This window comes from Streptomyces niveiscabiei (assembly GCF_033794345.1).
Lineage (GTDB): Bacteria > Actinomycetota > Actinomycetes > Streptomycetales > Streptomycetaceae > Streptomyces > Streptomyces niveiscabiei.
Map to the genome: position 1 here is coordinate 96,073 of NZ_JARAYJ010000024.1, position 22,027 is coordinate 118,099.

General features: G+C 71.9%; 18 protein-coding genes, 4 tRNA genes and 1 other RNA gene. 16 read left to right on the forward strand and 7 right to left on the reverse strand.

Annotated features, from left to right (window positions below):
- The first annotated feature begins 258 nt into the window (after positions 1 to 258).
- The 8 genes from PV682_RS28730 to PV682_RS28765 all read left to right on the forward strand — a co-directional run bounded on the left by PV682_RS28730 (position 259) and on the right by PV682_RS28765 (position 4,707).
- Positions 259 to 576, forward strand: a complete 318-nt coding sequence (locus PV682_RS28730; RefSeq protein ID WP_055722735.1) for a histone-like nucleoid-structuring protein Lsr2 — start codon at positions 259 to 261, stop codon at positions 574 to 576.
- A gap of 134 nt (positions 577 to 710) precedes the next feature.
- Positions 711 to 782 (forward strand) — tRNA-Gly (locus tag PV682_RS28735).
- A gap of 80 nt (positions 783 to 862) precedes the next feature.
- Positions 863 to 935: transfer RNA gene (locus tag PV682_RS28740), tRNA-Gly, on the forward strand.
- 128 nt (positions 936 to 1,063) lie between these two features.
- Positions 1,064 to 2,011 (forward strand): ABC transporter ATP-binding protein, encoded by a 948-nt coding sequence (locus PV682_RS28745; RefSeq protein ID WP_319734701.1) that lies wholly within the window; start codon positions 1,064 to 1,066, stop codon positions 2,009 to 2,011.
- A gap of 32 nt (positions 2,012 to 2,043) precedes the next feature.
- Positions 2,044 to 2,787 (forward strand): ABC transporter permease, encoded by a 744-nt coding sequence (locus tag PV682_RS28750; RefSeq protein ID WP_319734744.1) that lies wholly within the window; start codon positions 2,044 to 2,046, stop codon positions 2,785 to 2,787.
- Positions 2,788 to 2,800: 13 nt separating this feature from the next.
- Positions 2,801 to 4,003 carry a sensor histidine kinase gene (locus PV682_RS28755; RefSeq protein WP_319734702.1) on the forward strand — a complete coding sequence of 401 codons (1,203 nt, stop codon included), beginning with the start codon at positions 2,801 to 2,803 and terminating at the stop codon, positions 4,001 to 4,003.
- On the forward strand, positions 4,000 to 4,608 hold the full coding sequence (locus PV682_RS28760; protein WP_055722739.1) for a response regulator transcription factor: 609 nt from the start codon (positions 4,000 to 4,002) through the stop codon (positions 4,606 to 4,608). Before PV682_RS28755 ends, PV682_RS28760 begins: the two co-directional genes overlap by 4 nt.
- A 23-nt stretch (positions 4,609 to 4,631) precedes the next feature.
- Positions 4,632 to 4,707: transfer RNA gene (locus tag PV682_RS28765), tRNA-Gly, on the forward strand.
- 191 nt (positions 4,708 to 4,898) lie between these two features.
- Here PV682_RS28765 and PV682_RS28770 read toward each other — a convergent pair.
- From PV682_RS28770 to ffs, 6 genes are all read right to left on the reverse strand, one after another.
- Entirely contained in the window at positions 4,899 to 5,801 is a 903-nt protein-coding gene (locus tag PV682_RS28770) for a phosphoribosylaminoimidazolesuccinocarboxamide synthase (protein WP_319734703.1), read from the reverse strand.
- Positions 5,802 to 5,870: 69 nt separating this feature from the next.
- Positions 5,871 to 7,427, reverse strand: a complete 1,557-nt coding sequence (locus PV682_RS28775) for a N,N-dimethylformamidase beta subunit family domain-containing protein (protein WP_319734704.1) — start codon at positions 7,425 to 7,427, stop codon at positions 5,871 to 5,873.
- A gap of 204 nt (positions 7,428 to 7,631) precedes the next feature.
- On the reverse strand, positions 7,632 to 9,500 hold the full coding sequence (locus PV682_RS28780) for a M48 family metalloprotease (RefSeq protein WP_319734705.1): 1,869 nt from the start codon (positions 9,498 to 9,500) through the stop codon (positions 7,632 to 7,634).
- 321 nt (positions 9,501 to 9,821) lie between these two features.
- On the reverse strand, positions 9,822 to 11,075 hold the full coding sequence (gene purD / locus PV682_RS28785; RefSeq protein WP_319734706.1) for a phosphoribosylamine--glycine ligase: 1,254 nt from the start codon (positions 11,073 to 11,075) through the stop codon (positions 9,822 to 9,824).
- A gap of 97 nt (positions 11,076 to 11,172) precedes the next feature.
- Positions 11,173 to 13,530, reverse strand: coding sequence for a DNA polymerase III subunit gamma and tau (locus tag PV682_RS28790; protein ID WP_319734707.1), 2,358 nt, complete (start codon positions 13,528 to 13,530; stop codon positions 11,173 to 11,175).
- A gap of 80 nt (positions 13,531 to 13,610) precedes the next feature.
- An RNA gene (gene ffs, locus PV682_RS28795) (signal recognition particle sRNA small type) lies at positions 13,611 to 13,707 on the reverse strand.
- 97 nt (positions 13,708 to 13,804) lie between these two features.
- Between ffs and PV682_RS28800 the strand changes: the two genes are divergently transcribed.
- From PV682_RS28800 to PV682_RS28820, 5 genes are all read left to right on the forward strand, one after another.
- A tRNA-Ser gene (locus tag PV682_RS28800) sits at positions 13,805 to 13,892 on the forward strand.
- A 159-nt stretch (positions 13,893 to 14,051) separates the two neighbouring features.
- On the forward strand, positions 14,052 to 14,780 hold the full coding sequence (locus PV682_RS28805) for a hypothetical protein (protein ID WP_319734708.1): 729 nt from the start codon (positions 14,052 to 14,054) through the stop codon (positions 14,778 to 14,780).
- Positions 14,777 to 16,096 carry a helicase-associated domain-containing protein gene (locus tag PV682_RS28810; RefSeq protein ID WP_319734709.1) on the forward strand — a complete coding sequence of 440 codons (1,320 nt, stop codon included), beginning with the start codon at positions 14,777 to 14,779 and terminating at the stop codon, positions 16,094 to 16,096. The genes PV682_RS28805 and PV682_RS28810 overlap by 4 nt, the downstream gene beginning before the upstream one ends.
- 127 nt (positions 16,097 to 16,223) lie before the next feature.
- A complete protein-coding gene (locus PV682_RS28815) occupies positions 16,224 to 16,439 on the forward strand; it encodes a type II toxin-antitoxin system VapB family antitoxin (protein WP_318325532.1) in 216 nt (71 codons plus the stop codon).
- On the forward strand, positions 16,436 to 16,858 hold the full coding sequence (locus tag PV682_RS28820; protein ID WP_053752750.1) for a PIN domain nuclease: 423 nt from the start codon (positions 16,436 to 16,438) through the stop codon (positions 16,856 to 16,858). Before PV682_RS28815 ends, PV682_RS28820 begins: the two co-directional genes overlap by 4 nt.
- A gap of 226 nt (positions 16,859 to 17,084) precedes the next feature.
- Here the strand turns inward: PV682_RS28820 and PV682_RS28825 are convergent, their stop codons facing one another.
- Positions 17,085 to 18,209: a hypothetical protein gene (locus PV682_RS28825; RefSeq protein ID WP_319734710.1), complete on the reverse strand. Its 1,125-nt coding sequence runs from the start codon at positions 18,207 to 18,209 to the stop codon at positions 17,085 to 17,087.
- A gap of 799 nt (positions 18,210 to 19,008) precedes the next feature.
- Here PV682_RS28825 and PV682_RS28830 point away from each other — a divergent pair.
- The 3 genes from PV682_RS28830 to PV682_RS28840 are packed head-to-tail and all read left to right on the forward strand — an operon-like array spanning position 19,009 to position 21,948.
- Positions 19,009 to 20,487 carry an MFS transporter gene (locus PV682_RS28830; RefSeq protein WP_319734711.1) on the forward strand — a complete coding sequence of 493 codons (1,479 nt, stop codon included), beginning with the start codon at positions 19,009 to 19,011 and terminating at the stop codon, positions 20,485 to 20,487.
- Between the two features lie 60 nt (positions 20,488 to 20,547).
- Complete coding sequence (locus tag PV682_RS28835; RefSeq protein WP_319734712.1) at positions 20,548 to 21,057, forward strand: GtrA family protein; 510 nt, start codon at positions 20,548 to 20,550, stop codon at positions 21,055 to 21,057.
- A gap of 24 nt (positions 21,058 to 21,081) precedes the next feature.
- The gene (locus PV682_RS28840) at positions 21,082 to 21,948 is read left to right on the forward strand and encodes a phosphorothioated DNA-binding restriction endonuclease (RefSeq protein WP_319734713.1); all 867 of its coding nucleotides are present in this window, start codon (positions 21,082 to 21,084) and stop codon (positions 21,946 to 21,948) included.
- Positions 21,949 to 22,027: the final 79 nt, after the last annotated feature.

Here is a 22,027-nt window from a genome sequence, read left to right on the forward strand (position 1 = left end):
CGGCTGTTCCGGCAGGTGGCTTCAGACTACCCGTACGAAATTTCTACGCGGGTAGAGTTGTAGGAAGCTACGTGAGCGCCATCACGATCCGGTATCGGACGGGGGCGTTCGGGAAAAGTTACGGGAAAGATCTCCGATCGACCCCTGACAGGTATTGCGCACCTGACACGCGGGAAGATTTAGTCGGCTTCACTTTTTATTACTGGGCGCTGTACCGTACATAAAAATTGGCATTTTCAGCCGAAGGGACCGATATTCGTGGCGCAGAAGGTCGTGGTCACTCTCTTTGACGACATCGACGGCTCGGAAGCGGCGGAAACGATCGCGTTCGGGCTCGACGGCAAGTCGTACGAGATCGACCTGAATGAAGCCAATGCCGAGAAACTGCGTACCGCGCTCGCGCCGTACGTGGAGGCCGGCCGCAAGCGGTCGCGTTCCGGCAAGGCGTACAAGCAGACGGAGGTCGCCCCCGACCCGTCCGCCGTCCGGGCCTGGGCCCTGGCGAACAAGTTCGACGTACCGGCCCGCGGCCGGATCCCCAAGAAGGTGTACGAGGCGTTCGCCGAGGCGCAGTAGCCCGGCCGTCGGCTGCCGCCGGGCCCCCTCAGGAGGGCCTGGAGGCAGCCGACTTGCGTTACCCCCCTCTCGATCGGCTAATGTCTGGAGCACGCCGCCAGGCACGGGAGAAAAACCCAGGCCAGGCAGGTTGTGCGGGTGTAGTTCAGTAGCAGAACATCCCCCTTCCAGGGGGAAGGCGCAGTGTGCAATTCCTGTCACCCGCTCTGCAACGCCGTACTGATCATGCTTGTGGGTCAGGTAGGGTGGTGCTTGCGCCGATCGGTGGGAGCCGATCGGATGCTTTGCGGACGTAGCTCAGTTGGTAGAGCGCAACCTTGCCAAGGTTGAGGTCGCGAGTTCGAGCCTCGTCGTCCGCTCAGGGTCAAAGGCCCGGTTCTTCGGAACCGGGCCTTTTTCGTGCCCTGTTCACGCGTCTGACATTTGTCATGCCGGGCCATGACATCGCGCACTGGCTCCCCCACTTCCCGCGCGGGACGCTGAACGCATGAACGCCAAGGGGACGAAAGAACGCGTGATCGAGGCCGAGGGCCTACGGCGTGTGTACGGGGGCGGGTTCGAGGCGGTCCGCGGAGTGACCTTCCACGTCGACCGGGGCGAGGTCTTCGCGCTGCTCGGCACCAACGGGGCGGGCAAGACCTCGACCGTCGAGCTGCTGGAGGGGCTCGCGCAGCCGAGCGGGGGGCGGGTGCGCGTGCTCGGGCACGATCCGTACGCCGAGCGGGCCGCCGTCCGGCCCCGGACCGGGGTCATGCTCCAGGAGGGCGGGTTTCCCTCGGAGTTGACCGTCGCGGAGACGGCCCGTATGTGGGCCGGGTGCGTGAGCGGGGCCCGACCCGTCGGTGAGGCACTGGAGTTGGTGGGGCTCGGCGCCAAACACGGCGTACGGGTCAAGCAGTTGTCCGGCGGTGAGCGGCGGCGCCTCGATCTCGCGCTCGCGCTGCTCGGCGGGCCGGAGGTGCTGTTCCTCGACGAGCCGACGACCGGGCTCGACGTCGAAGGGCGGCGCGACACCTGGGAGTTGGTGCGGGCGCTGCGCGACTCCGGGACGACCGTGCTGCTGACCACGCACTACCTGGAGGAGGCCGAGGGCCTCGCCGACCGGCTCGCGATCATGCACGCCGGGAGCGTCGCCGTGTCGGGCACGCCGGCCGAGGTGACCGCCTCGCAGCCGTCCCGGATCTCCTTCGAGCTGCCCGCCGGGTACTTCGTCGGGGACCTGCCGCCGCTCGCGGAACTCGGGGTGAGCGGGCACGCCGTCGAGGGGGGCCTCGTCCGGCTGCGTACGCACGACTTGCAGCGCACGGCGACCGGGGTGCTGCTGTGGGCGCGGGACGCCGGGGTCGAGCTGGGGCGGCTCGACGTGCGGTCCGCGTCGCTGGAGGAGGCGTTCCTCGGGATCGCGTCGGAGCACAAGGAAGAGGTGGCGGTGTGAGCGGGGTCGCGACGACGACGCCGGGCGGGCGGATGAAGGCGCTCGCGCGGGCCGAGTTCACGTTGCTGGGGCGCAGCAAGAGCATGCTCGTGACGGCGGTCATGGTGCCGCTGATGCTGCCGTTCAGCCTCAAGGCGTTCACCGACGACAAGATGCTGAAGGAGACCGGCCTCGACATCGGGCAGGTCCTGCTGCCCGCCGGGATCGGGTTCGCGCTGCTGTTCGGCGTCTACTCGACGCTGGCCGGGATCTACACGATGCGGCGCGAGGAGCTGGTGCTGAAGCGGCTGCGCACGGGCGAGCTGCGGGACGGCGAGATCCTCGTCGGGGCGGCGCTGCCGATGGTCGCGACGGGGCTCGTGCAGTGTCTCGTCCTGATCGCCGGGTGCACGGTCCTGCTCGACATGGACGCCCCCAAGGCGCCCCAACTCGCCGTGCTGGGCGTGCTGTTGGGCATCGTGGTGTGTGCGGCGCTGGCCGCCGTGACGTCCGGGGTGACGAAGACCGCGGAGAGCGCGCAGGTCACGCCGATGCCGTTCCTGTTCCTCTCGATGATCTGCTCCGGGGTCGCCGTACCGCTGGAGCTCTTCCCCGACCGCGCCGCGTCCGTCATGGAGTTGCTGCCGCTGTCGCCCGCGATCACGCTGATCCGGGGTGCCTGGACCGGCGAGATGTCCGGTGCCGAGGCGCTCCAGGCGATCGGCGTCGGAGTGGCCTGGACCGTCGCCGCCGTGTTTGCTGTGCAGCGGTGGTTCAAGTGGGAACCCCGGCGCTGAGGAACGGGACGACATGCGGGGCTGGTGGGGGCGGAAGAGCACGCCGGAGAAGTTCGACACGTACACGCGGTGGTCGTTCGGGTCGTTCGGGGTGATCGAGGCGTCCGTGATCGTGCCGACGCTCGGGGCGCTGGGGGCGGGGTTCGGCGGGCTGCTGGGGGTACTGGTCCTGCTGCACGCGGCGGCCATCATGGTGGTCGTCTCGCGGGCCATGGACTGGCACCGGGGGGTGCGCGGGCAACCCGTACGGCTGCTGTACGCGTTCGGCGCGCTCAGCGTCGTCATCGGCCTCACGGCGCTCGCGCTCGGCCAGTACGGCCCGGACGGCGACCACGTCGACGACGCGGCCGGTGTCACCTACGGCGTCATCATGTTCTTCGGGCCCGGCGTCATCTGCTTCGGCCTGCGGGAACGCCGGTACATGTACACCGTCGTCGGCGGGTTCAGCGTCGGTACAGTGCCGGCGATGCTCGCCTTCGGCCAGCCCTGGCTCGCTGCACTGGTCGTCGCCGTGGTCGTGTTCCTGGCGGCCTCTCTCTGCGCGGCCGTCGGCGTCTTCTCGATCTGGATCACCAAAGCCGTGTACGAACTCGACCACGCCCGCGAGGCCCAGGCCCGGCTCGCCGTCGCCGAGGAGCGGCTGCGGTTCGGGCGGGACCTGCACGACGTCATGGGCCGCAACCTCGCCGTCATCGCGCTGAAGAGCGAGCTCGCCGTGCAGCTCGCGCGGCGGGGGCGGGCGGAGGCCGTCGAGCAGATGGTCGAGGTGCAGCGGATCGCGCAGGAGTCGCAGCGGGAGGTGCGGGAAGTCGTCCGGGGGTACCGGGAGGTCGACCTCGGGGTCGAACTCCTCGGTGCGCGGGGGGTGTTGAGCGCCGCCGGGATCTCCTGCGAGGTGCGCGGGGAGGCCGGGGGGCTGGCCGGGGAGGTGCAGTCCGTGCTGGGCTGGGTGGTGCGGGAGGCGACCACCAACGTGCTGCGGCACGGGGACGCTCAGCGGTGCCGCGTACGGCTCGTCGTGAGCGGTGAGCGGGTCGTGCTGACCGTCGAGAACGACGGGGCGTCCGACGGGGTCGGGGAGGGCGGGTCCGGGCTCGCCGGGCTGCGGGAGCGGCTCGCGTCCGTCGACGGGACTCTGGAGGCCGGGCTCGTGAGGAGTGGGGTGTTCCGGGTGGTGGCTACGGTGCCGGTTTCTGTGAATGAGGTCACTTCATGACTGTGCGGGTGCTGCTCGCGGACGACGAGCATCTGATCCGGGGGGCGCTCGCCGCGCTGCTGTCCCTGGAGGACGACCTCGTCCTCGTCGCGGAGGCCGCGAGCGGGCCGGAGGCGTTGGCCATGGCTCTGGCCCATGAGCCCGACGTCGCCGTGCTCGATCTTCAGATGCCGGGGGCGGACGGTGTGAAGGTCGCCACATCTCTCCGTACGGAGCTGCCGTCCTGCCGGGTGCTGATCGTGACGAGTCACGGGCGGCCGGGGCATCTGAAGCGGGCCCTTGCCGCCGGGGTGCGGGGGTTCGTGCCCAAGACCGTCAGCGCTCAGCGGCTCGCCGAGATCATCCGTACCGTGCATGCCGGGAACCGGTACGTGGACCCGGAGTTGGCGGCCGACGCGATCTCCTCCGGGGATTCGCCGCTGACCTCTCGGGAGGCGGAGGTGCTGGAGCTGGCCGCCGATGGGGCGCCGGTCGCGGAGATCGCCGAGCGGGCGTCGCTGTCCCAGGGGACCGTGCGGAACTATCTGTCGTCCGCCGTGTCCAAGTTGGGGGTGGAGAACCGGCATGCGGCTGTGCGGATCGCACGGGAGCGGGGTTGGGTATAGTTGGCCTCGCGCTTCGGCGCAGTGCGGACGTAGCTCAGTTGGTAGAGCGCAACCTTGCCAAGGTTGAGGTCGCGAGTTCGAGCCTCGTCGTCCGCTCCAGTTGAAACCCCGGCCCGGGATTGGGTCGGGGTTTTCTTGCGTTGAGTTTCGGGTGCGGGCCCGGTGGAGGCTGGTCTCGCCCACGCGGCGGAGCCGCATATCGATGCAGCCCCCCCCTGAAAGAGCGAGGTCCCCCGGCATGACAAAGCTCCCCCGGAGCTTCTGCCGTCCGGGGGAGTTTCTCGTGCGCCTTACGACCAGGTCTGGCCCGTCAAGCGTTCGTACGCCTCCACGTACTTCGCCCTCGTCGCCTCGATGATCTCCGGCGGCAGCGGGGGCGGGGGCTGCTCGCTCTTTCTGTCCCAGCCTGATTCCGGTGACGTCAGCCAGTCGCGTACGAATTGTTTGTCGTACGGCTGCTGTGCTCGGCCGGGGTGCCAGTCGGCCGCCGGCCAGAAGCGGGAGGAGTCGGGGGTGAGGACCTCGTCCGCGATGATGAGGGCGCCGGTCTTGTCGTGGCCGAACTCGAACTTCGTGTCCGCGAGGATGATGCCCCGGTCGCGGGCGATGTCGCGGGCGCGGCTGTAGACGGCCAGCGTCGCCTGGCGGAGCTGGGCCGCCGTGTCGGCGCCCACCTCGCGGGCGACCTCCTCGTAGGAGACGTTCTCGTCGTGGTCGCCGACGGCCGCCTTCGTCGCCGGGGTGAAGATCGGGGCCGGGAGTTCGCTGCCGTCGACCAGGCCCTCGGGGAGGGCGAGGCCGCAGACCGTGCGGGTCGCGTCGTACTCCACGAGGCCGGAGCCCGTGAGGTAGCCGCGGGCCACGCACTCGACGGGGAGCATCGTGAGGGATTTGCAGACCAGGGTGCGGCCCTGCCAGTCGGCGGGGGCGCCCTCGGGGACGTCCGTGCTGATGACGTGGCTCGGGACCAGGTCGGCGAGCTGGTCGAACCACCACAGCGAGAGCTGCGTGAGGACGCGGCCCTTGTCGGGGATCTCGCTGGGCAGGACCCAGTCGTACGCCGAGAGGCGGTCGCTCGCGACCATCACGAGGTCGCCCGCCTCGTTCTGGTACAGCTCACGCACCTTTCCGGTGTGCAGGTGGACCAGGCCCGGCACCTCGACGGGTTCGGGCTTTACTACGAATCCGGGCACGGTTCCTCCCCGTGGATCTGTACAGGTGCCTCGATTCTCCCGTATACGGTTTTCGGCCCGCTCGGCGGGTCAGTCGCGCTTGCAGATCCGGTCCAGGAGGTTCGCCGTCGCCCGCTGGATACGGGCGTCCACATGGCCGGGGCGGTCCAGCGCCGGGGACCAGGCGAAGGTGCCCGACGCGAAGACGAGGGCGCCGGAGGGGGCGCGGTACAGGGACGTCTCCTGGTGGCGGCGGGTGCCGCGGGCGTCGTCGTACGGGGAGTGCGCCAGCAGGACCCGCTCCTCGTGCTCCGGGAGCGCCGTACGGGGGAAGTAGCGGTCCGCCTCGCCCGCGACCAGGTGCTCGATCTCGTCGCCCTCGTGCGCGCCCGTCGCCTCCCACAGCCAGTGGTGGGCGTTGCGGACGATCATCGGGCGGGGGGCGGGGACGCGGCCCGCGTACTGGATGCCGAGGAGCTGCTGTTCCGGGCGGTCGATCTCGCGCCACAGGAGGGACTTGCCGGGGCCCTTCCTCTTCCTGCACGTCAGGAGGCGGGCGGGGGCGCCCGAGGGGGACGGGCCCAGTTCGACCTGCCAGTACATGGTGTTCGCGGAGAGGAAGACGAGGGAGGTGCCGGCGTCCCTCGCGAACTCCGTCGTGCGGCGCATGTTCGCGGACCAGTACTCGTCGTGGCCCGGGAAGATCAGGCCCCGGTAGCGGGTGGGGTCGACGGTTCCCGCGTGCAGGTCGCGCGCGTCGGCGTACGCCAGGTCGTAGCCGTAGCGCTCCGCCCAGCGGATGACGTCGTACGCGTGGCCGACGTGCAGGGGTAAGCCGGCGCCCGCGTACGGGCGGTCGAACGAGACCGTCGTCGCGGCGTCCGCCTCGCCCAGGAGGCGGCCCTTGTCGTCCCACGCGTGGTAGAGGCTCGCGCCGGTGCTGCCGTCCTCCGGGTACAGGTTGTACGCCTGCCAGGTGACGTCCGGGAGGAGGAGCAGGAGGTCGGCGGGGCGGTTGTCGCGCACCGTGAAGGGGATGTGCGAGCGGTAGCCGTCCACCGTCGTGAGGACCGCCACGTACGCTCCCACGTTCCAGTACGCCGGGACCTGGAGGCGCCAGCTGAGCCACCAGTGGTGGCAGGAGACCGTGCGGTCCGCCGCCAGGGGCGGGGGCTGGACGATGCCCGAGAGGCGGGGGCTCGTCGTGATCTTCGCGGCGCCCTCGCCGTTGTAGTGGCCGATCCGGTAGACGTCCACCGTGAACCGCTGGGGCGGGTCGACCGTGATGTGGAAGTCGAGGGCCTCGCCGGGGGTCACCGCGCCGGGGGAGGTGAAGCCCTTGATCTGGCGGTGTACGTCGTCCGCCGAGCGGGGGGCGCCGGTGGGGAACGTCTTGTCTCTGGGCGGGGGGACCCGGGGGGTGTGCGGGTCCGCGTACCAGGGGATGATGCGGCCGTCCTCGAAGTAGGTCTCGCTGCCTCGCAGCCAGGGGAGGGGGCCCAGGGCGAAGGGGTCGGAGACGGCGTGGGCGAGGGCGCCGGACTGCCAGCGGGGGGTGGGGGTGCCGGGTGGGGGCGGCTGCGGTACTTCGTCGAGTGCGGGGTCTTCGTGGTTGCTCGCGCGTCCCTGTTCCGACTCCCTGACCATCGTCGCTCCCCTCCCGCATGCCCCCGTGGTCGTGCCGTGTGCGGTGTGCTTGTCCTATGTCGCTTGCCCTTGCCTCAGGGCGGGATCTGTCCCAGCACATCACATAACGCGCTTAGGTAGTCACTATTCGTCGCTAATTGGTTTGAAGAGGAATCCACAGCTCCGGAACGGGTGGGGCTCCTCCGGCCGGTGCGTTTCGGTGGTTCAGACCAGGCGGAGGGGTTTTTCCGGGCGTATGCCCAGCTCGACCAGCCAGACGCGGAGGGGGTCGGGGTCGCCGTCCTCCACGAGGCTCAGGACCCGGGGGGTCAGGTCGGGGGCGCGCTCGCCCGCGACCAGGAGGACCGGGCCGTCCAGCCAGTCCAGGCCCGGCGTCGCGCCCGCCGTGTCCATCGCCGCGCAGCAGACCATCGCGGTGACGTGATCCGCGAGCAACTCCCGCTCCGTGCGCGGGGGTTGGAGGGGGAAGAGGGGGAGCGCCGCGTCGTCCCAGAGCGCCGCGTCGGGGCCGGGGGTGGCGCCGGGGGCGGGGCGGGGGGCGGCGGCTTCGTCACGCGCCAGCTCCGCGCTGAGCCGGGCGGCCAGGGCGGAGGTACGGGGGGAGAGGGCGGGGGGGTCCTCGGGGTACAGGTCGGCGTCGTCGAGGTAGGGGGGGGTGTCGTCGGCGCGGGGGGCTGGGGCACCCGGGTCGGCCTCCGGCTCCGGGGCAGTCGTACGAGGGGACTGGCTGGGGTCGGGGTCCTGAGCACCGGCGTCCAGTACAGGTTCGATGCCTCGCCCACCAGCACCCCGCTCGCCGGACCCCGGCCCCGGCTCGCCCTCCGTCAGGTGTTCCAGCACCCGCGCCAGCGTCGGCGCGTGTGTCCCCGGGGTCCGGCGTACCCCCATCGCGTCCAGGGTCCGATGCAGGCGGGCCGCGTCTGTGCGCCACTTGCGGTCCACGACCTCGTCCGGGTAGTCCTGCCAGCTCACCGGGGACCAGTCGGGGCCCGGTTCGGTGGGGCCGCCGTGGAAGAGGCGGGCGGCGAGGAGGGAGGTGGCCTCGTCGATGGTGCCGGGTTCTTCGAGGAGGTCGCAGGCGGGGCGTTCGCCGAGGCGGGAGGCGAAGCCTTCGGCGAGGCGGTCCCGGCGGGAGAGCTCGGTCAGGGCGGCCACCACGCCCGCGTCGAGGCGGGACGGCCAGCGGCCCATGCGCCACGCGGGGAGCGCGACCCGCGTCAGCAGGCGGTCCCAGCCCGCGTACGCGAGGCCGACCTGTTCCTGCGCGACGATCCGCAGCCCGTAGTCGACGGTCTGGGCGCGCTCGGCGGCGGCTGCGGCGACGCCCCGCTCCATCTCCGCCGCGTGGACCCGGCAGCCGCGCAGCAGGAGCCGTACGACGTGTCCGACGCCCGCGAACAGCACGCGGGGGGAGCGGCCGGCGGTGACGGCGACCGCCGCGTCCAGCCCGCGCACGAAGCGGCGGGCGGCGGCTATGTCGGGGTGGGCGGAGGGGCCCGTACCGGCGACGACCGGCGCGAGGACCGCGCGGAGTTCGCCGACGCGCATCCACCACAGGAAGGGCGAGCCTATGACGAGGACCGGCGCCACCGCCGTACGCCCCGGCCGGTGGGTGTCCGCGACCTCGTCGCGCCGGGGCGGCTGGGGCGTGCCGTGCGCGCGGTGCGTGCGGTCCTCCAGCCAGCTGTCGCAGTCCGGCGTCAGGGCTATCGCGGAGGGCGCGGGGACGTCGAGCCGGTCGGCGAGGTCGCGGACCAGGCGGTAGAGGTCGGGCGCCGCGGACTCGGGGATCGGGACCGTGGGGCTGAGCGCCGGGCGGGCGCGGGCGACGAGGAGCGCGATCCCGGCGGCGGCGATCAGGACGACGACGGCGACGCCGGAGACGATCCAGCGGGCCCGGTCCCAGCCGGGGCCGACCAGGTGGCCCGTACCTCCCCCGGCCAGCAGGATCACCGCCGCCGCGGCCGGCAGCAGGGCCGCGCCGAGCGCGCGCCCGCGCAGCCGCAGGACCGCGAGGGCCCGGGCGCGCGCGGCCCGCACACCCGCCTCCGTACCGACCGAACCGCCGCTCATGCCCGCATCACTCCCCCTCCCGGCTCGCTCGCTTCCGCCTGCCTCTGCTCACTCCCCCACTGTGGCACCCACCACTGACATCGCAATGCCGGTGGGCCAAGTGCCGGAACCTAGGCAGGCGCCTGAACACATGGGCCGCACCCTAGTTGGGGCGGGCAGCCCCGTCAGCCGGATGGCCCGACGGTCACTCGATGGAATGGCTCTGGGGAGAGGTGGCTGACGTGATCACGAGGTCGGCTGATGGATTTCCGGGGGCGCGGACGGCGAAAGGGCCCCGTATCCACAGACGGATACGGGGCCCTTCGGGTTCAGTCGGCGCGCTCAGGCTTCGGCCGCCGCCTTCGCCGCGATGTCCGTGCGGTGCTGGGAGCCGTCCAGGGTGATGCGGGAGATCGCCCGGTAGGCGCGGTCGCGCGCGTGCGTGAGGGTGTCGCCGGTGGCGGTGACGGAGAGGACCCGGCCGCCGGCGCTGAGGATGTCGGTGCCTTCACGCCGGGTGCCGGCGTGGAGGACGTACGCGTGGGGGGCGTCCTCGGCGGTGACCTCGTCGAGGCCGGTGATCGGGTCGCCCGTGCGGGGGGTGCCGGGGTAGTTGTGGGAGGCGATCACCACCGTGACCGCCGCGTCCTCGCTCCAGCGCAGGGGGGGCAGGTCGGCGAGGGTGCCGTTCGCGGCGGCGAGCAGGACGCCGGCCAGCGGGGTCTTCAGGCGGGCCAGGACGACCTGGGTCTCCGGGTCGCCGAAACGGGCGTTGAACTCGATGACCCGTACGCCCCGGCTCGTGATCGCCAGGCCCGCGTACAGGAGGCCCGAGAAGGGGGTGCCGCGGCGGCGCAGTTCGTCCACCGTCGGCTGGAGGACCGTGTCGAGGACCTCCTGGACGAGCTTCGGGTCCGCCCACGGCAGCGGGGAGTACGCGCCCATGCCGCCCGTGTTCGGGCCCTCGTCGCCGTCCAGGGCGCGCTTGAAGTCCTGCGCGGGCTGGAGGGGGACGACCGTCTCGCCGTCCGTGATCGCGAAGAGGGAGACCTCCGGGCCGTCCAGGAACTCCTCGATCACGACCCGCTCGCAGGCCGCCGCGTGCTCCTTCGCGACGTCCAGGTCGCTCGTGACGACGACGCCCTTGCCCGCCGCGAGGCCGTCGTCCTTCACGACGTACGGGGCGCCGAACGCGTCCAGCGCCTCCGCGGCCTCCTCCGGGGTCGTGCACACGTAGGAGCGGGCCGTCGGGACGCCCGCGCCCGCCATGATCTCCTTCGCGAACGCCTTCGAGCCCTCCAGCTGGGCCGCCTCCTTCGAGGGGCCGAACACGGGGATGCCCGCCGCGCGTACGGCATCGGCGACGCCCGCGACCAGCGGGGCCTCCGGGCCCACGACGACCAAGTGCGCGTCCAGCTTCCGCGCCAGCGCCGTCACCGCCTCGCCGTCCAGGGCGTCGACCTGGTGCAGCTCGGCCACCTCCGCGATGCCGGCGTTGCCGGGGGCGCAGGCCAGGTACGTGACGGCGGGGTCGAGGGACAGGGAGCGGCACAGGGCGTGTTCGCGGGCGCCGGTGCCGATGACTAGGACGTTCACGGGAGTCAGCGTAACCGCTGAACGCCGGGGGTCGAGGGGGCTGTGCGTTCCTCCAACGCCGCCCGGGGAGTGGGCGGCTTCCCCCCGGCGGGGTCCCCTACTCGTTCGTGAACTCCTCCATCACCGTCGCTCCCAGCTCCCGCACGATCAGCTCGTGGCCCGACAGGGCCGACTCGTTGAGGTCCGGGTCGTCGTCCTCGGGGACGTCGTCCTCGGGGGCGACGATGTCGTGGACCGGGGGTGGGGGTGTGGGGGACGGGGGTTGCGGGGTGGGTGCTGTCGGCTGCGCCGGGGGCGGCTGGGCCTGGTAGCTCTGCTGGGGTGCCGGGGGCTGGTACGCGGGGGCGGGCTGGGCGTAGCCCTGCGGGGGGGCGCCGAAAGCGGCGCCGCCGAGGGGGGCGCCACCGAGAGGAGCGCCACCGAGGGGGGCGCCGCCGCCTCCGCTCGCGTCCACCACCGCGTCGATCTTCCACTGCGCGTTGAACTGCTCCGCCAGCGCCTGCTTCAGCGCCTCCTCGCTGCCGCTGCTCGCGAACTTGTCGCGCGCGCCCGCGTTGACGAAGCCGAGTTGCAGGGTCGTGCCGTCGAAGCCCGTGACCTGGGCGTTCTGGCTGAGGAGGATCCAGGCGAAGCGGCGGCGGTTCTTGACGGCTTCGAGGATGTTGGGCCAGAGCATGCGGGGGTCGAGGCCGCCGGTCGGCGGGGTGTAGCCGGGGGCCTGTCCGCCGGGGGCCGCCGCGGGGGTGTGCCCGGAGGGCGGTGCCTGCGCGGGGCGGGCCGCGCTGCCGGGGTTCGCGGCCGTGGGCCAGCCGCCGGGTTTGCGGCCGGCGCCGGGGGGTGCGGGGGTGGGCCAGGCACCGGGGGCGGCTTGCTCGGCGGGTTCGGCGGGTGGGGTGTACGGGGCTGGGGGCTGGGGTTGCGCGGGAGCGGCGTACCCGGCGGGGGGCTGGGCGGGGGTGCCGGGAGCGGGCGGGGTCTGGGGCTGGGCGGGTGCCGCGTACGGGGCTGGGGGCTGGGGTTGCGCGGGGGCGGCGTACCCGGCGGGGGGCTGGGCGGGGGTGCCGGGAGCGGGCGGAGTCTGGGGCTGGGCGGGTGCCGCGTACGGGGCTGGGGGCTGGGGTTGCGCGGGGGCGGCGTACGCGGGCGGCGTCTGTTGCGGCGTACCCGTCGGTGCTCCTCCCCGGACCGCCGCCCTCGCGGCTGCCGCGCCGCCGCCCGGGGGGACCGGCTGGTGGGCGTCGGACGCGGGCTCGTAGCCGACCGGCATGCCCGCGGGCGGTGCGCCGGTCACGAAGCTCGCGCCGCGTTCGATGCGGTCGAGGCGGGCCAGCAGGGAGCGTTCGTCGCTGTACGCGGCGGGCAGCAGGACGCGCGCGCAGATCAGCTCCAGCTGGAGGCGCGGGGACGTCGCGCCGCGCATCTCCGTCAGCCCCTCGTTGACCAGGTCGGCGGCGCGGCTGAGCTCGGCCGCGCCGAAGACGCCGGCCTGGGCCTGCATGCGCTCGACGACGTCGGCGGGGGCGTCGATGAGGCCCTTCTCCGCGGCGTCCGGCACGGCCGCGAGGATGACGAGGTCGCGCAGGCGCTCCAGGAGGTCGGCGACGAAGCGGCGCGGGTCGTTGCCGCCCTCGATGACGCGGTCGACGACCTCGAAGGCCGCCGCGCCGTCGCCCGTGGCGAAGGACTCGACGACCGAGTCGAGCAGCGAGCCGTCCGTGTACCCCAGGAGGGACGTCGCCATGCCGTACGTCACGCCCTCGGCCGTCGCGCCCGCGAGGAGCTGGTCCATGACGGACATCGAGTCACGTACGGAGCCCGCGCCCGCGCGCACGACGAGCGGCAGGACGCCGTCCTCGACGGGGATGTCCTCCTTCTGGCACACCTGCCCGAGATAGTCGCGCAGCGTGCCCGGCGGGACCAGGCGGAAGGGGTAGTGGTGCGTGCGCGAGCGGATCGTGCCGATGACCTTCTCGGGCTCCGTCGTCGCGAAGATGAACTTGAGGTGCTCCGGGGGCTCCTCGACGACCTTCAGCAGCGCGTTGAACCCCGCCGACGTGACCATGTGGGCCTCGTCGATGATGTAGATCTTGTAGCGGCTGCGCGCGGGGCCGAAGAACGCCTTCTCGCGCAGGTCACGGGCGTCGTCCACGCCGCCGTGCGACGCCGCGTCGATCTCGATGACGTCGATCGAGCCCGGGCCGTTCCTCGCCAGGTCCTTGCACGACTCGCACTCCCCGCACGGCGTCGGCGTCGGGCCCTGCTCGCAGTTCAGGCACCGCGCCAGGATCCGCGCGCTCGTCGTCTTCCCGCAACCGCGGGGGCCACTGAACAGGTACGCGTGATTGACCCGGTTGTTCCGCAGCGCCTGCTGCAACGGGTCTGTCACATGCTCCTGCCCGATGACCTCGGCGAACGACTCCGGGCGATAACGGCGGTACAGCGCGAGAGACGACACGCCTACGAGGTTATAGGCGCCCACTGACAAACCGGGCCGCGCGCCAGGGACGACCCCTCACGGAGAGCGCCGCGCACCAACGCGAAGACCCCCCACGCACCCGCCAGAGCCGACCTACCCTTGCTGCCTTCCGGCCCTGGGGGAGTTCAGTCAGATAGCGCCGCGTGAGGGGCTGTCCCCCAGCCTACCCGATCCCCCACCCCCTCCCAGCCCCCCTCTCCCCTCCCCCGAACGAGTTCGCAACCACCCTCCGACGTCATGTAATGTTCCGACCGGAGGATTCGCCTAGAGGCCTAGGGCGCACGCTTGGAAAGCGTGTTGGGGGCAACCCCTCACGAGTTCGAATCTCGTATCCTCCGCCATTGCTCTCACCGGGCAATACGTCGAAAGGCCCCACCGCGAGGTGGGGCCTTTCGACGTTGTCCTCAGGCCCCGTTCGCCTTCCCCGGCACGGAGGGACGCGCGGCCGGGAACAGCCAGGCCCCACACCTGACACCCCGGAGTTGCGGAACAATGTGCCCGTGAACGGCGACGACGCGCAACTACTGTCCCAGGTACGGTCTTTGCGGGAGAAGGGCAGCGGGCCGAAGCAGATCGCGCGGGCCCTCGGACTGAAGCCGGCTCGGGCGAGCGCGCTGGTGCGCCAGGTGGCCCACGAACAGCAGAGCACGGCCGCGCCGACCGAGCGCCCGGTGGTGGGCTGCTGGGTGAGCGCCGGCTGGAGCACCGGCCTGGAGCTGTCCGCGGCCCCCGACTGGGCACGCGCGGACGACGAAGGCTCCGGGAATCCCGCAGTCGCCGGTTTCGCCCAGGTCCTGATCGCCCGCCAGGAGCGGGCCAGCCGGGTCACCGTCTTCGGGTTCCTGGTCGACGTCTACTGCCTCGGCGTCAAGGACACCGTCGGCCCACAGGTGATGGGCGGAGGATCGCTGGACGCCTACGTACGCGACTGCTACCGGGCGTTCGACCAACCGCCGCTACGGATCGGCCTGGAGCAGGCGCAGAGCATCGTGCACGGTGGTGTGGCCTACGCCCGCGCCCTCGGCTTCGAGCCCGCGCCGGACTTCGCGCAGGTCGCCGTACATCTCGGCGAGCCCGGCCCGGCCGCCCCGCGGATCGGCTTCGGCCGCCAGGGGAAGCCGTTCTACATCAACGGCCCACGCGACGACGCCCAGAAGATCGTACGCACGCTGGAGCACACCTGCGGCGCGGGCAACTACCACTACCTCCTGGAGTCGGGGCCCCTGTGACCAGCGAGCACGACGAACATCAGGTACGCGCGACGGAGCACGAGGCGCAGGCCGACCTGAAGGCCGTGCTTCAACTCTGCGCGGCGGGCAGGCTGCGCTGTAGCGAGAAGACACTCCGCCCGTCCGCGGCGACGGTCAAGGCGGTCGCGGAAGCGCTCAGTGGCGGCGACTTCTACGCCGAGGAACCGATCGCGTCCTTCGCCTGGCCGCTGCTGCTCCAGGCCGGCGGACTCGCGGAACTGGCCTCCGGGAAACTCGTGCTGACCGCACGCGGCAGCGCGGCGCTGACCAAACCGGCGCACGAGACGCTCGCCCTGCTGTGGCGGCGCTGGCTCAGCCGCGGCGTGATCGACGAGTTCTCCCGCGTCGACGCGATCAAGGGCCAGCGCGCGGCGAACGTCCTCACCGCCGTCAAACCGCGCCGGGCCCAGGTCGGCGCGGCCCTCGCCGCCTGTGCACCCGGTGAGTGGACCGACGTCGACACGCTCTTCCGCACCATGCGCAAGGCCGGTCACGATCCCAGGATCGCCCGCACCGAGCGCGCCCTGTGGAAGCTGTACCTGGAGGACCCCGAGTACGGCAGCCTCGGCTACGACGGGTTCCACAACTGGGAACTCCTCCAGGGCCGCTACACCCTCGCCGTGCTCTTCGAGTACGCCGCCGTCCTCGGCCTGATCGATGTGGACTACCAGCCGCCGGTGGGCGCCCGTGACGACTACCGCGACAACTGGGGCGCCGACTGGACCGACTGCATCAGCCGCTACGACGGTCTCCTCGCCCTCCGCCTCAACCCGCTCGGTGCCTATGCCACCGAGCAGACCGCCGTCTACCTCCCCACCCCCGCACCGGCCGGCACCGGCCCGAAGGGTTCGGGCCGTCTGAAGGTGCTCCCCAACCACGACGTCGTGGCCCTCGACGGACTCGCCCCCGCCGAGGCCCTCCTCCTCGACGCCTTCGCCGAGCGCACCAGCGACCGCGTGTGGGCCCTGACCTCCGCCTCGCTGCTCGCCGCCGTCGACGCGGGCCGCGACCTCACCGAACTCCGCCACCATCTGAACGCTGCCACCACCGTCCCCCTCCCGCAGACGGTCACCACGCTCCTGGCCGACGCCGCCCGCCGCGTCGGCCAGGTCCGCGACACCGGGCCGGTGCACCTCATCGAGTGCGCGGACGCAGCCGTCGCGGCCCTCCTCGCCACCGACCGCCGCACCCGCGCCCACTGCGCCCGCCTCGGCGAACGCCACCTCGTCGTCCCCCTCGACAAGCTCCCCGCCTTCCGCAGGTCCGCCCTCGCTCAGGGCTACCCCGTCGGCTGACACACGCCCTCGTGGGCACTGGACACGGACCGGCGCAGTCAGTGGTCTCCGGGTTCGGGCCACATGACACCCCCAAGGCACCCTCGCTGGATATACTTGACCCCACATTTGATATCAGGAGGCGCACATGAGTCGGACGGTTATCGACCTGGACGACGACCTGGTCGCGGACGTGGCGAAAGCCCTCGGGACGAACACCAAGAAGGAGACCGTCAACACCGCTCTTCGCGAGGTGTTGGAGAGTCGGCGTCGCGCCCTGGCTCTCGCCCGGCTGCGGGCTGCGGCGGGCGACGGCGCATTTGATCTGGAACTGTTCGAGAACAAGGAGAACTACCGTCGGTGAACGCGGCCCAGTTCCTGATCGACACCAGCGCACTCGCTCGGTTCATGCGCGAGGACGCGGAGCAGTACGGCTGGGACCAGGCGGCAGCCGCCGGGCTCATCGCCACCTGCCCGATCACCGAGCTCGAGTTCTTCTACAGCGCCCGGTCGGCCGCCGACCGGGCGCGCGGCATCGAGGACATGCGGCTGATCTTCGGCTGGGTTCCCGTCGACGACCGCGCCTACGACCGCGCCTGGCAGGTCCAGGAAGCTCTCACCAAACAGGGAAAGCATCGCAGTGCGGGTGCGGTGGACCTCGTCGTCGCCGCGACGGCCGAGTTGCAAGGGCTCACTCTCCTGCACCGCGACCACGACTTCGCCTGCATCGCAGCAGTGACCGGCCAGGCTCTCCAGTGGTACGGCCCAGAGAGCGGAAAATAGGCGGGCGATGGTTGCAGTTCTGGTGGCATTCACCTCCGTACAGCGCCGTTCAGGAGCCCTGCCCGCCACAGCCGCACCGCAGGTCAGAACGCTCCCGTACACCCCAAAACCCCCAGATGAACCTTCGGAAAGCGTGTTGGGGGCCTTGTCGAAGGGCCACACCGTTCGCGGTGGGGCCCTTCGACGTATCTCCACAGTTGATGAGAGCAAGGGGAACTACCGCCGGTCACCATCCCCCCGCGGCCGGGGTCGGTTTGGGGCGTCTGCGGCGGCGGTCTCGTACGGGGCGGAAGAGGACGTACAGGGTGGAGAGCACGACGAAGGCCAGGCGCAGGAGGCCGCGGGTGGGGTCGTTCAGGGTGGTGAGGACGGGGACGTAGAGGGTGAGGAGGCCGATCCAGGTCCACCAGGGGATGAGGCGGCGTTGGCCGATGGTGTCCCAGAGGAGGGTGCCGAGGAGGACCGAGGCGGTGTAGTAGGTGTAGACGCTGGGGTCCAGGGCTATGCGGGCGTTCGCGCCGAGGAGGACGACCGCGGGCCAGCGGCCCCGGGCGACCGCCAGGCAGCCGAGGGTGAGGCCGAGGGCCGCTTGGGCGGGGCGGCCCCAGGGGGGTGTGTCGGGGGCGCCCACGCCGAGCCAGCGGAGGGGGGAGGCGGGCTGGACGGGGATCGTGAACTGGGCCGCCGCGTACGAGTCGGGGGCGCCGATGAAGAAGGGGAGCCAGGCCGCCGCGACCAGGGCCGCGCACCAGAGGAACGCGCGGAGCCAGTCGCGGCGGGGGAGGGCGAGCAGGAGGGGGAGGAAGGCGAGGGCCGTGGGTTTGGAGTCGAGGGCGAGGGCGAGGAACGCGCCGGTCATCGCCGCGTTGCCGCGGGTGAGGGAGCGGACGGCGAGGGTCGTGAAGAAGAGGGCGAGTACGTCGTCGAGGTGGCCGAAGCGGACCGCGACCTCGATCCACATGGGGATGAACGCGAGTCCGGCGACGAGGACGCGCTGGCGCAGGCGCTGGTGGTTGGTGCCGGTGCCGAGGAGGTGCCAGGCGGCGCTGCGGCCGACGAGGACGAGGATGACCAGGCCGAGGAACGACATCAGCGCCGCGGCGAGGAACTGGCCCGTGCCTTCCGGGAACGGGTTGAAGAGGCCCGCGACGAGGAAGCTGACCGGGCCCATCTGGAGCTCGGGGTGGTGGGCGTAGAGGTTGAGGCCGCCGCCGGCGCCGCCGTAGATCAGTTCGCCGCCGGTGCGCAGGTAGTGCCAGGAGAACCCGCCGTGCGGTTCGACGACGGCGAACCACAGGAGTGTCCAGGCGGCGAGCAGCACGAGGTGCGTCCGCTGACCGATGACCGGCACGTGTTCTTCTCTTCCTTCTCGGCCCTCTGGCCCTCTCGCCGTACGCGGACGACAGGGGTCCCCTCCTAGAGATGGCCGAAAAGGGGTAGGGGTTCACGGCTGAACGGTGCCGGTGTTCACAGCGGGGCTCCCTCCCAGGTATTACCCGGGTACCCCCAGAGCTCTACCAGATCTTGAAAGTGCAAGTAGCCTGTCCTTGTGCTCCACCCGACCCCCACGCGGGTGGAGCCCCTAAGGAGGACCTGCGATGCCCATGCCGCGATGTAGCCCCACAGGGGTACGGCGACGCCTCGACCGAGAGCCGCACCGCGAGAACGCCGGGCCGCAGCGGGTCGCTTCATGTGACCCCCGTACCACTCAGGAGTGACCCATGCCGGACCTCGGCACGGCCTTCCTCAGCACACTCGCCCTCGCCGTCCTCGGCGCCGGGCTCGCCGCGTCCGTGGCGTCCTGGCACGGCTGGGGGCGTCACCGGCCCTGACCGGCCGGCCCAGCAGCACCCCTGCGGCGCGCCGTACGCCGTAGGTACCGGTACCCCGGAGCCGTGAGCCAGCGGAGCGCGGCTCCGGAGCGCGTCGTGTCCCGTGGGGACGGGGAGCGGCGCAGACGTCGGACCCGGCAGCGGAAACACCCCCCGTTCCGCGCCGGGTCCGACGGCGCATGACGGGGCCCAGGAGAATTAGCTTGCGTGACTCAAGCAATCCTGTTTATGCTTGCGTAAGTCAAGCAATCTCTTGTTGCTGACTTGTTGCTGAACGAGGCACACCCTCCCCCACTCCCCGCCCCCGGAGGCCCCGCCATGTCCGACACCCTCGCCCGACCCGCCTCCGCGGGCACCGCCCCGCCGAAGCCGAGCGCCGTGGTGGCGGTGCTGGCTCTGGCCGGGATCGTCGTCTCGCTGATGCAGACCCTGGTCATCCCGATCGTCCCGGAGCTGCCGAGGCTGCTGGACGCGCCCGCCTCGAACACCGCGTGGGCGGTCACCGCGACGCTGCTGGCCGCCGCCGTGGCGACGCCGGTCGTCGGACGGCTCGGGGACATGTTCGGCAAGCGCCGGATGCTGCTGGTCAGCATCGTCCTGCTGGTCGGCGGCTCGGTGGTGTGCGCGCTCGCCGACTCCCTCGTACCGATGATCGTCGGGCGCGGCCTCCAGGGGCTGTCCGCCGCCGTCGTACCGCTCGGGATCAGCATCCTGCGGGACACCGTTCCGGCCGAGAAGCTCGCCGGGTCGACCGCCGTCATGAGCGCCTCGCTCGGGGTCGGCGGGGCGCTCGGGCTGCCGATCGCCGCGTTCATCGCGGAGAACTGGGACTGGCACATCCTGTTCTGGACGTCGGCCGCGCTGGGCGTCGTCTCGTTCCTGCTGGTCATGGCGGTCGTGCCGGAGTCGGGGAACCGCGCCGGGGGCCGGTTCGACCTCGTCGGCTCGCTGGGGCTGTCCGCCGGGCTCGTCTCGCTGCTGCTCGCCGTGTCGAAGGGCGCCGACTGGGGCTGGACCTCGGGTACGACGCTGACGCTGGGCACCGCCGCCGTCGTCGTCCTGCTGGCCTGGGGCCGGTGGGAGCTGCGGGCGAAGCAGCCGCTCGTCGATCTGCGCACCACCGCGCGGACGCAGGTCCTGTTCACCAACCTCGCCTCGATCGCGCTCGGTTTCTCGATGTTCGCGATGTCCCTGGTGCTGCCGCAGCTGCTCCAGCTGCCGGAGCGGACCGGGTACGGCCTCGGGAAGTCGATGATGACCGTGGGGCTGGTGCTCGCGCCGCAGGGCTTCGTGATGATGGTGATGTCCGCGCTGTCCGCGAAGGTCACGAAGGCCAAGGGGCCGAAGGTCACGCTGATGATCGGCGCGCTGATCGTGTCCGGCGGGTACGCGCTCAACATCGCGCTGATGTCCGAGGTCTGGCACCTGGTCCTGGTCTCGTGCGTCATCGGCGCCGGGGTCGGCTTCACGTACGGGGCGCTGCCCGCGCTGATCATGGGCGCGGTCGACCCGTCCCAGACGGGTGCGGCGAACAGCCTCAACACGCTGATGCGGTCGCTGGGCACGTCGTTCGCCAGCGCCATCGCGGGGGTCGTCCTCGCGCAGCTGACCACGGACTTCGGCGGGCACGCGCTGCCGTCCGAGAGCGGGTTCAAGGTGGTCATGGCGATCGGGGCGGGTGCGGCGCTCGTCGCCTTCCTGCTCGCGACGTTCATCCCGAAGGGGCGGGCGACGGCCGGTGCGCGGCCCGGCGGTGAGAGCCCCGCGGAGCCGGCCGCCGCGGAGGCCGCGGCGTAGCGCCCACGCCCGGATCCCGGGCTCCGGCATCCCCTTCGTACGAGCCCGAGGAGCGCGGTCATGGCACCCAACCCGGCCCCCGCCACCGGCCCCGTCGCCTCCTTCCTCCGCTTCGCGCTGTGCGGGGGCGGCATCGGGGTGCTGTCCGGCCTGGCCGTGCCGCTGGTCGCGAGGGCGGTGCCGTGGGTGGTCGCCAACGCGGTCGTCACCGTCGTGTCGACGGTCCTGTGCACCGAGCTGCACGCGCGGTTCACCTTCGGTACGGGGCGGGGCGCGGGGCTGCGGCAGCACTGGCGGTCGGCGGGGTCAGCGGCTGCGGCGTACGCCGTGACCAGCGTGGCGGTGCTGGCGCTGCACGCGGTGCGGGCGTCGCCGGGGCTGGTGACGGAACAGGCCGTGTACCTCGGCGCCTCCGGCCTCGCCGGGATCGGGCGGTTCCTGGTGCTGCGGTGGTTCGTCTTCGCGGGGGACGGCGGGCCAGGGTACGGCGGGGCCGGGGTACGGGGGGGCGGGGTACGGCGGAGCCGAGGTACGGCGGGGCCGGGTGGTCTCAACCCCGCTCTGTCATAGCCTCGTTGTCATAGCCTCGCCCTCATGGACTGGCTCGAACGGGTGGCGGATCTCCGGCAGTGGACGCGGCACGGGGTGCGGGCGCCGCACAAACCGCTTCTCCTGCTGTACGCGCTGGGCCGGTTCCAGCGGGACGCCGGGGAGGGGCTCAAGTACAGCGCGGTGGAAGGCGACTTGAAGGATCTCCTCGCCGAGTACGGGCCCACGAAGCCGACTTCGCCCTCGTACCCCTTCCACCACCTCACCAGCGACGGCCTGTGGGAGGTCCGCACGGAGCTCGGCGACGGAAGTCCCGGCAGCGGGGTACGGCAGTTGAGGGAATCCGGCGCGACCGGCCGCCTGGCCCCCGAACTCCGCTCCGACCTGCGCCGCCACCCCGAACTCCTCGGGAAACTGGCCCGCTTGATCCTGGAGCAGCACTTCCCGCCCTCCCTGCACGCGGAGTTGTGCGAGGCGGTGGGCCTCGACCTGGACCCCCGGTACGCCCACTCCCTCACGAAGCGCCAGCAACGGGACCCCCGTATCCGGGAGTTGGTCCTCAGGGCCTACGACCACCAGTGCGCCTTCTGCGGCTACGACGGCCTGCTCGGCTCCCGCCCCGTGGGCCTGGAGGCGGCGCACGTCCGCTGGTGGTCGTACGCGGGCCCCGACACGTTGGACAACGCCCTGTGCCTGTGCGCGCTGCACCACAAGCTGTTCGACAAGGGCGTCCTGGGCATCTCCCCCGCCCACCGCATCCTGGTCTCACCTCTCTACAGCGGCACGACCCCGGCCTCCCGCACCCAGGTCACCGCCCTGGCCGACCAGCCCCTCCGCCTCCCCGACGCCCACCCCATCGCCCCGCCCCACCGGGAGTGGCACACACGGCAGGTGTTCCGAACGGCGGCGTGAGGAAGGGGAGTCGGGGGCGGAGGCGACAACCGGCGGCGGGCGGCGGCAGAGCGGAGGTCGCTGACGCGAACCGTTCCGG

Bases quoted from the DNA above. Each gene is read 5' to 3' on its own strand.
- PV682_RS28750 (WP_319734744.1), top strand. From the start codon at position 2,044: ATGAAGGCGCTCGCGCGGGCCGAGTTCACGTTGCTGGGGCGCAGCAAG.
- PV682_RS28815 (WP_318325532.1), top strand. From the start codon at position 16,224: ATGAGTCGGACGGTTATCGACCTGGACGACGACCTGGTCGCGGACGTG.
- PV682_RS28775 (WP_319734704.1), bottom strand. From the start codon at position 7,427: ATGGTCAGGGAGTCGGAACAGGGACGCGCGAGCAACCACGAAGACCCC.
- PV682_RS28840 (WP_319734713.1), top strand. From the start codon at position 21,082: ATGGACTGGCTCGAACGGGTGGCGGATCTCCGGCAGTGGACGCGGCAC.
- PV682_RS28780 (WP_319734705.1), bottom strand. From the start codon at position 9,500: ATGAGCGGCGGTTCGGTCGGTACGGAGGCGGGTGTGCGGGCCGCGCGC.
- PV682_RS28760 (WP_055722739.1), top strand. From the start codon at position 4,000: ATGACTGTGCGGGTGCTGCTCGCGGACGACGAGCATCTGATCCGGGGG.
- PV682_RS28835 (WP_319734712.1), top strand. From the start codon at position 20,548: ATGGCACCCAACCCGGCCCCCGCCACCGGCCCCGTCGCCTCCTTCCTC.
- PV682_RS28745 (WP_319734701.1), top strand. From the start codon at position 1,064: ATGAACGCCAAGGGGACGAAAGAACGCGTGATCGAGGCCGAGGGCCTA.
- PV682_RS28755 (WP_319734702.1), top strand. From the start codon at position 2,801: ATGCGGGGCTGGTGGGGGCGGAAGAGCACGCCGGAGAAGTTCGACACG.
- PV682_RS28830 (WP_319734711.1), top strand. From the start codon at position 19,009: ATGTCCGACACCCTCGCCCGACCCGCCTCCGCGGGCACCGCCCCGCCG.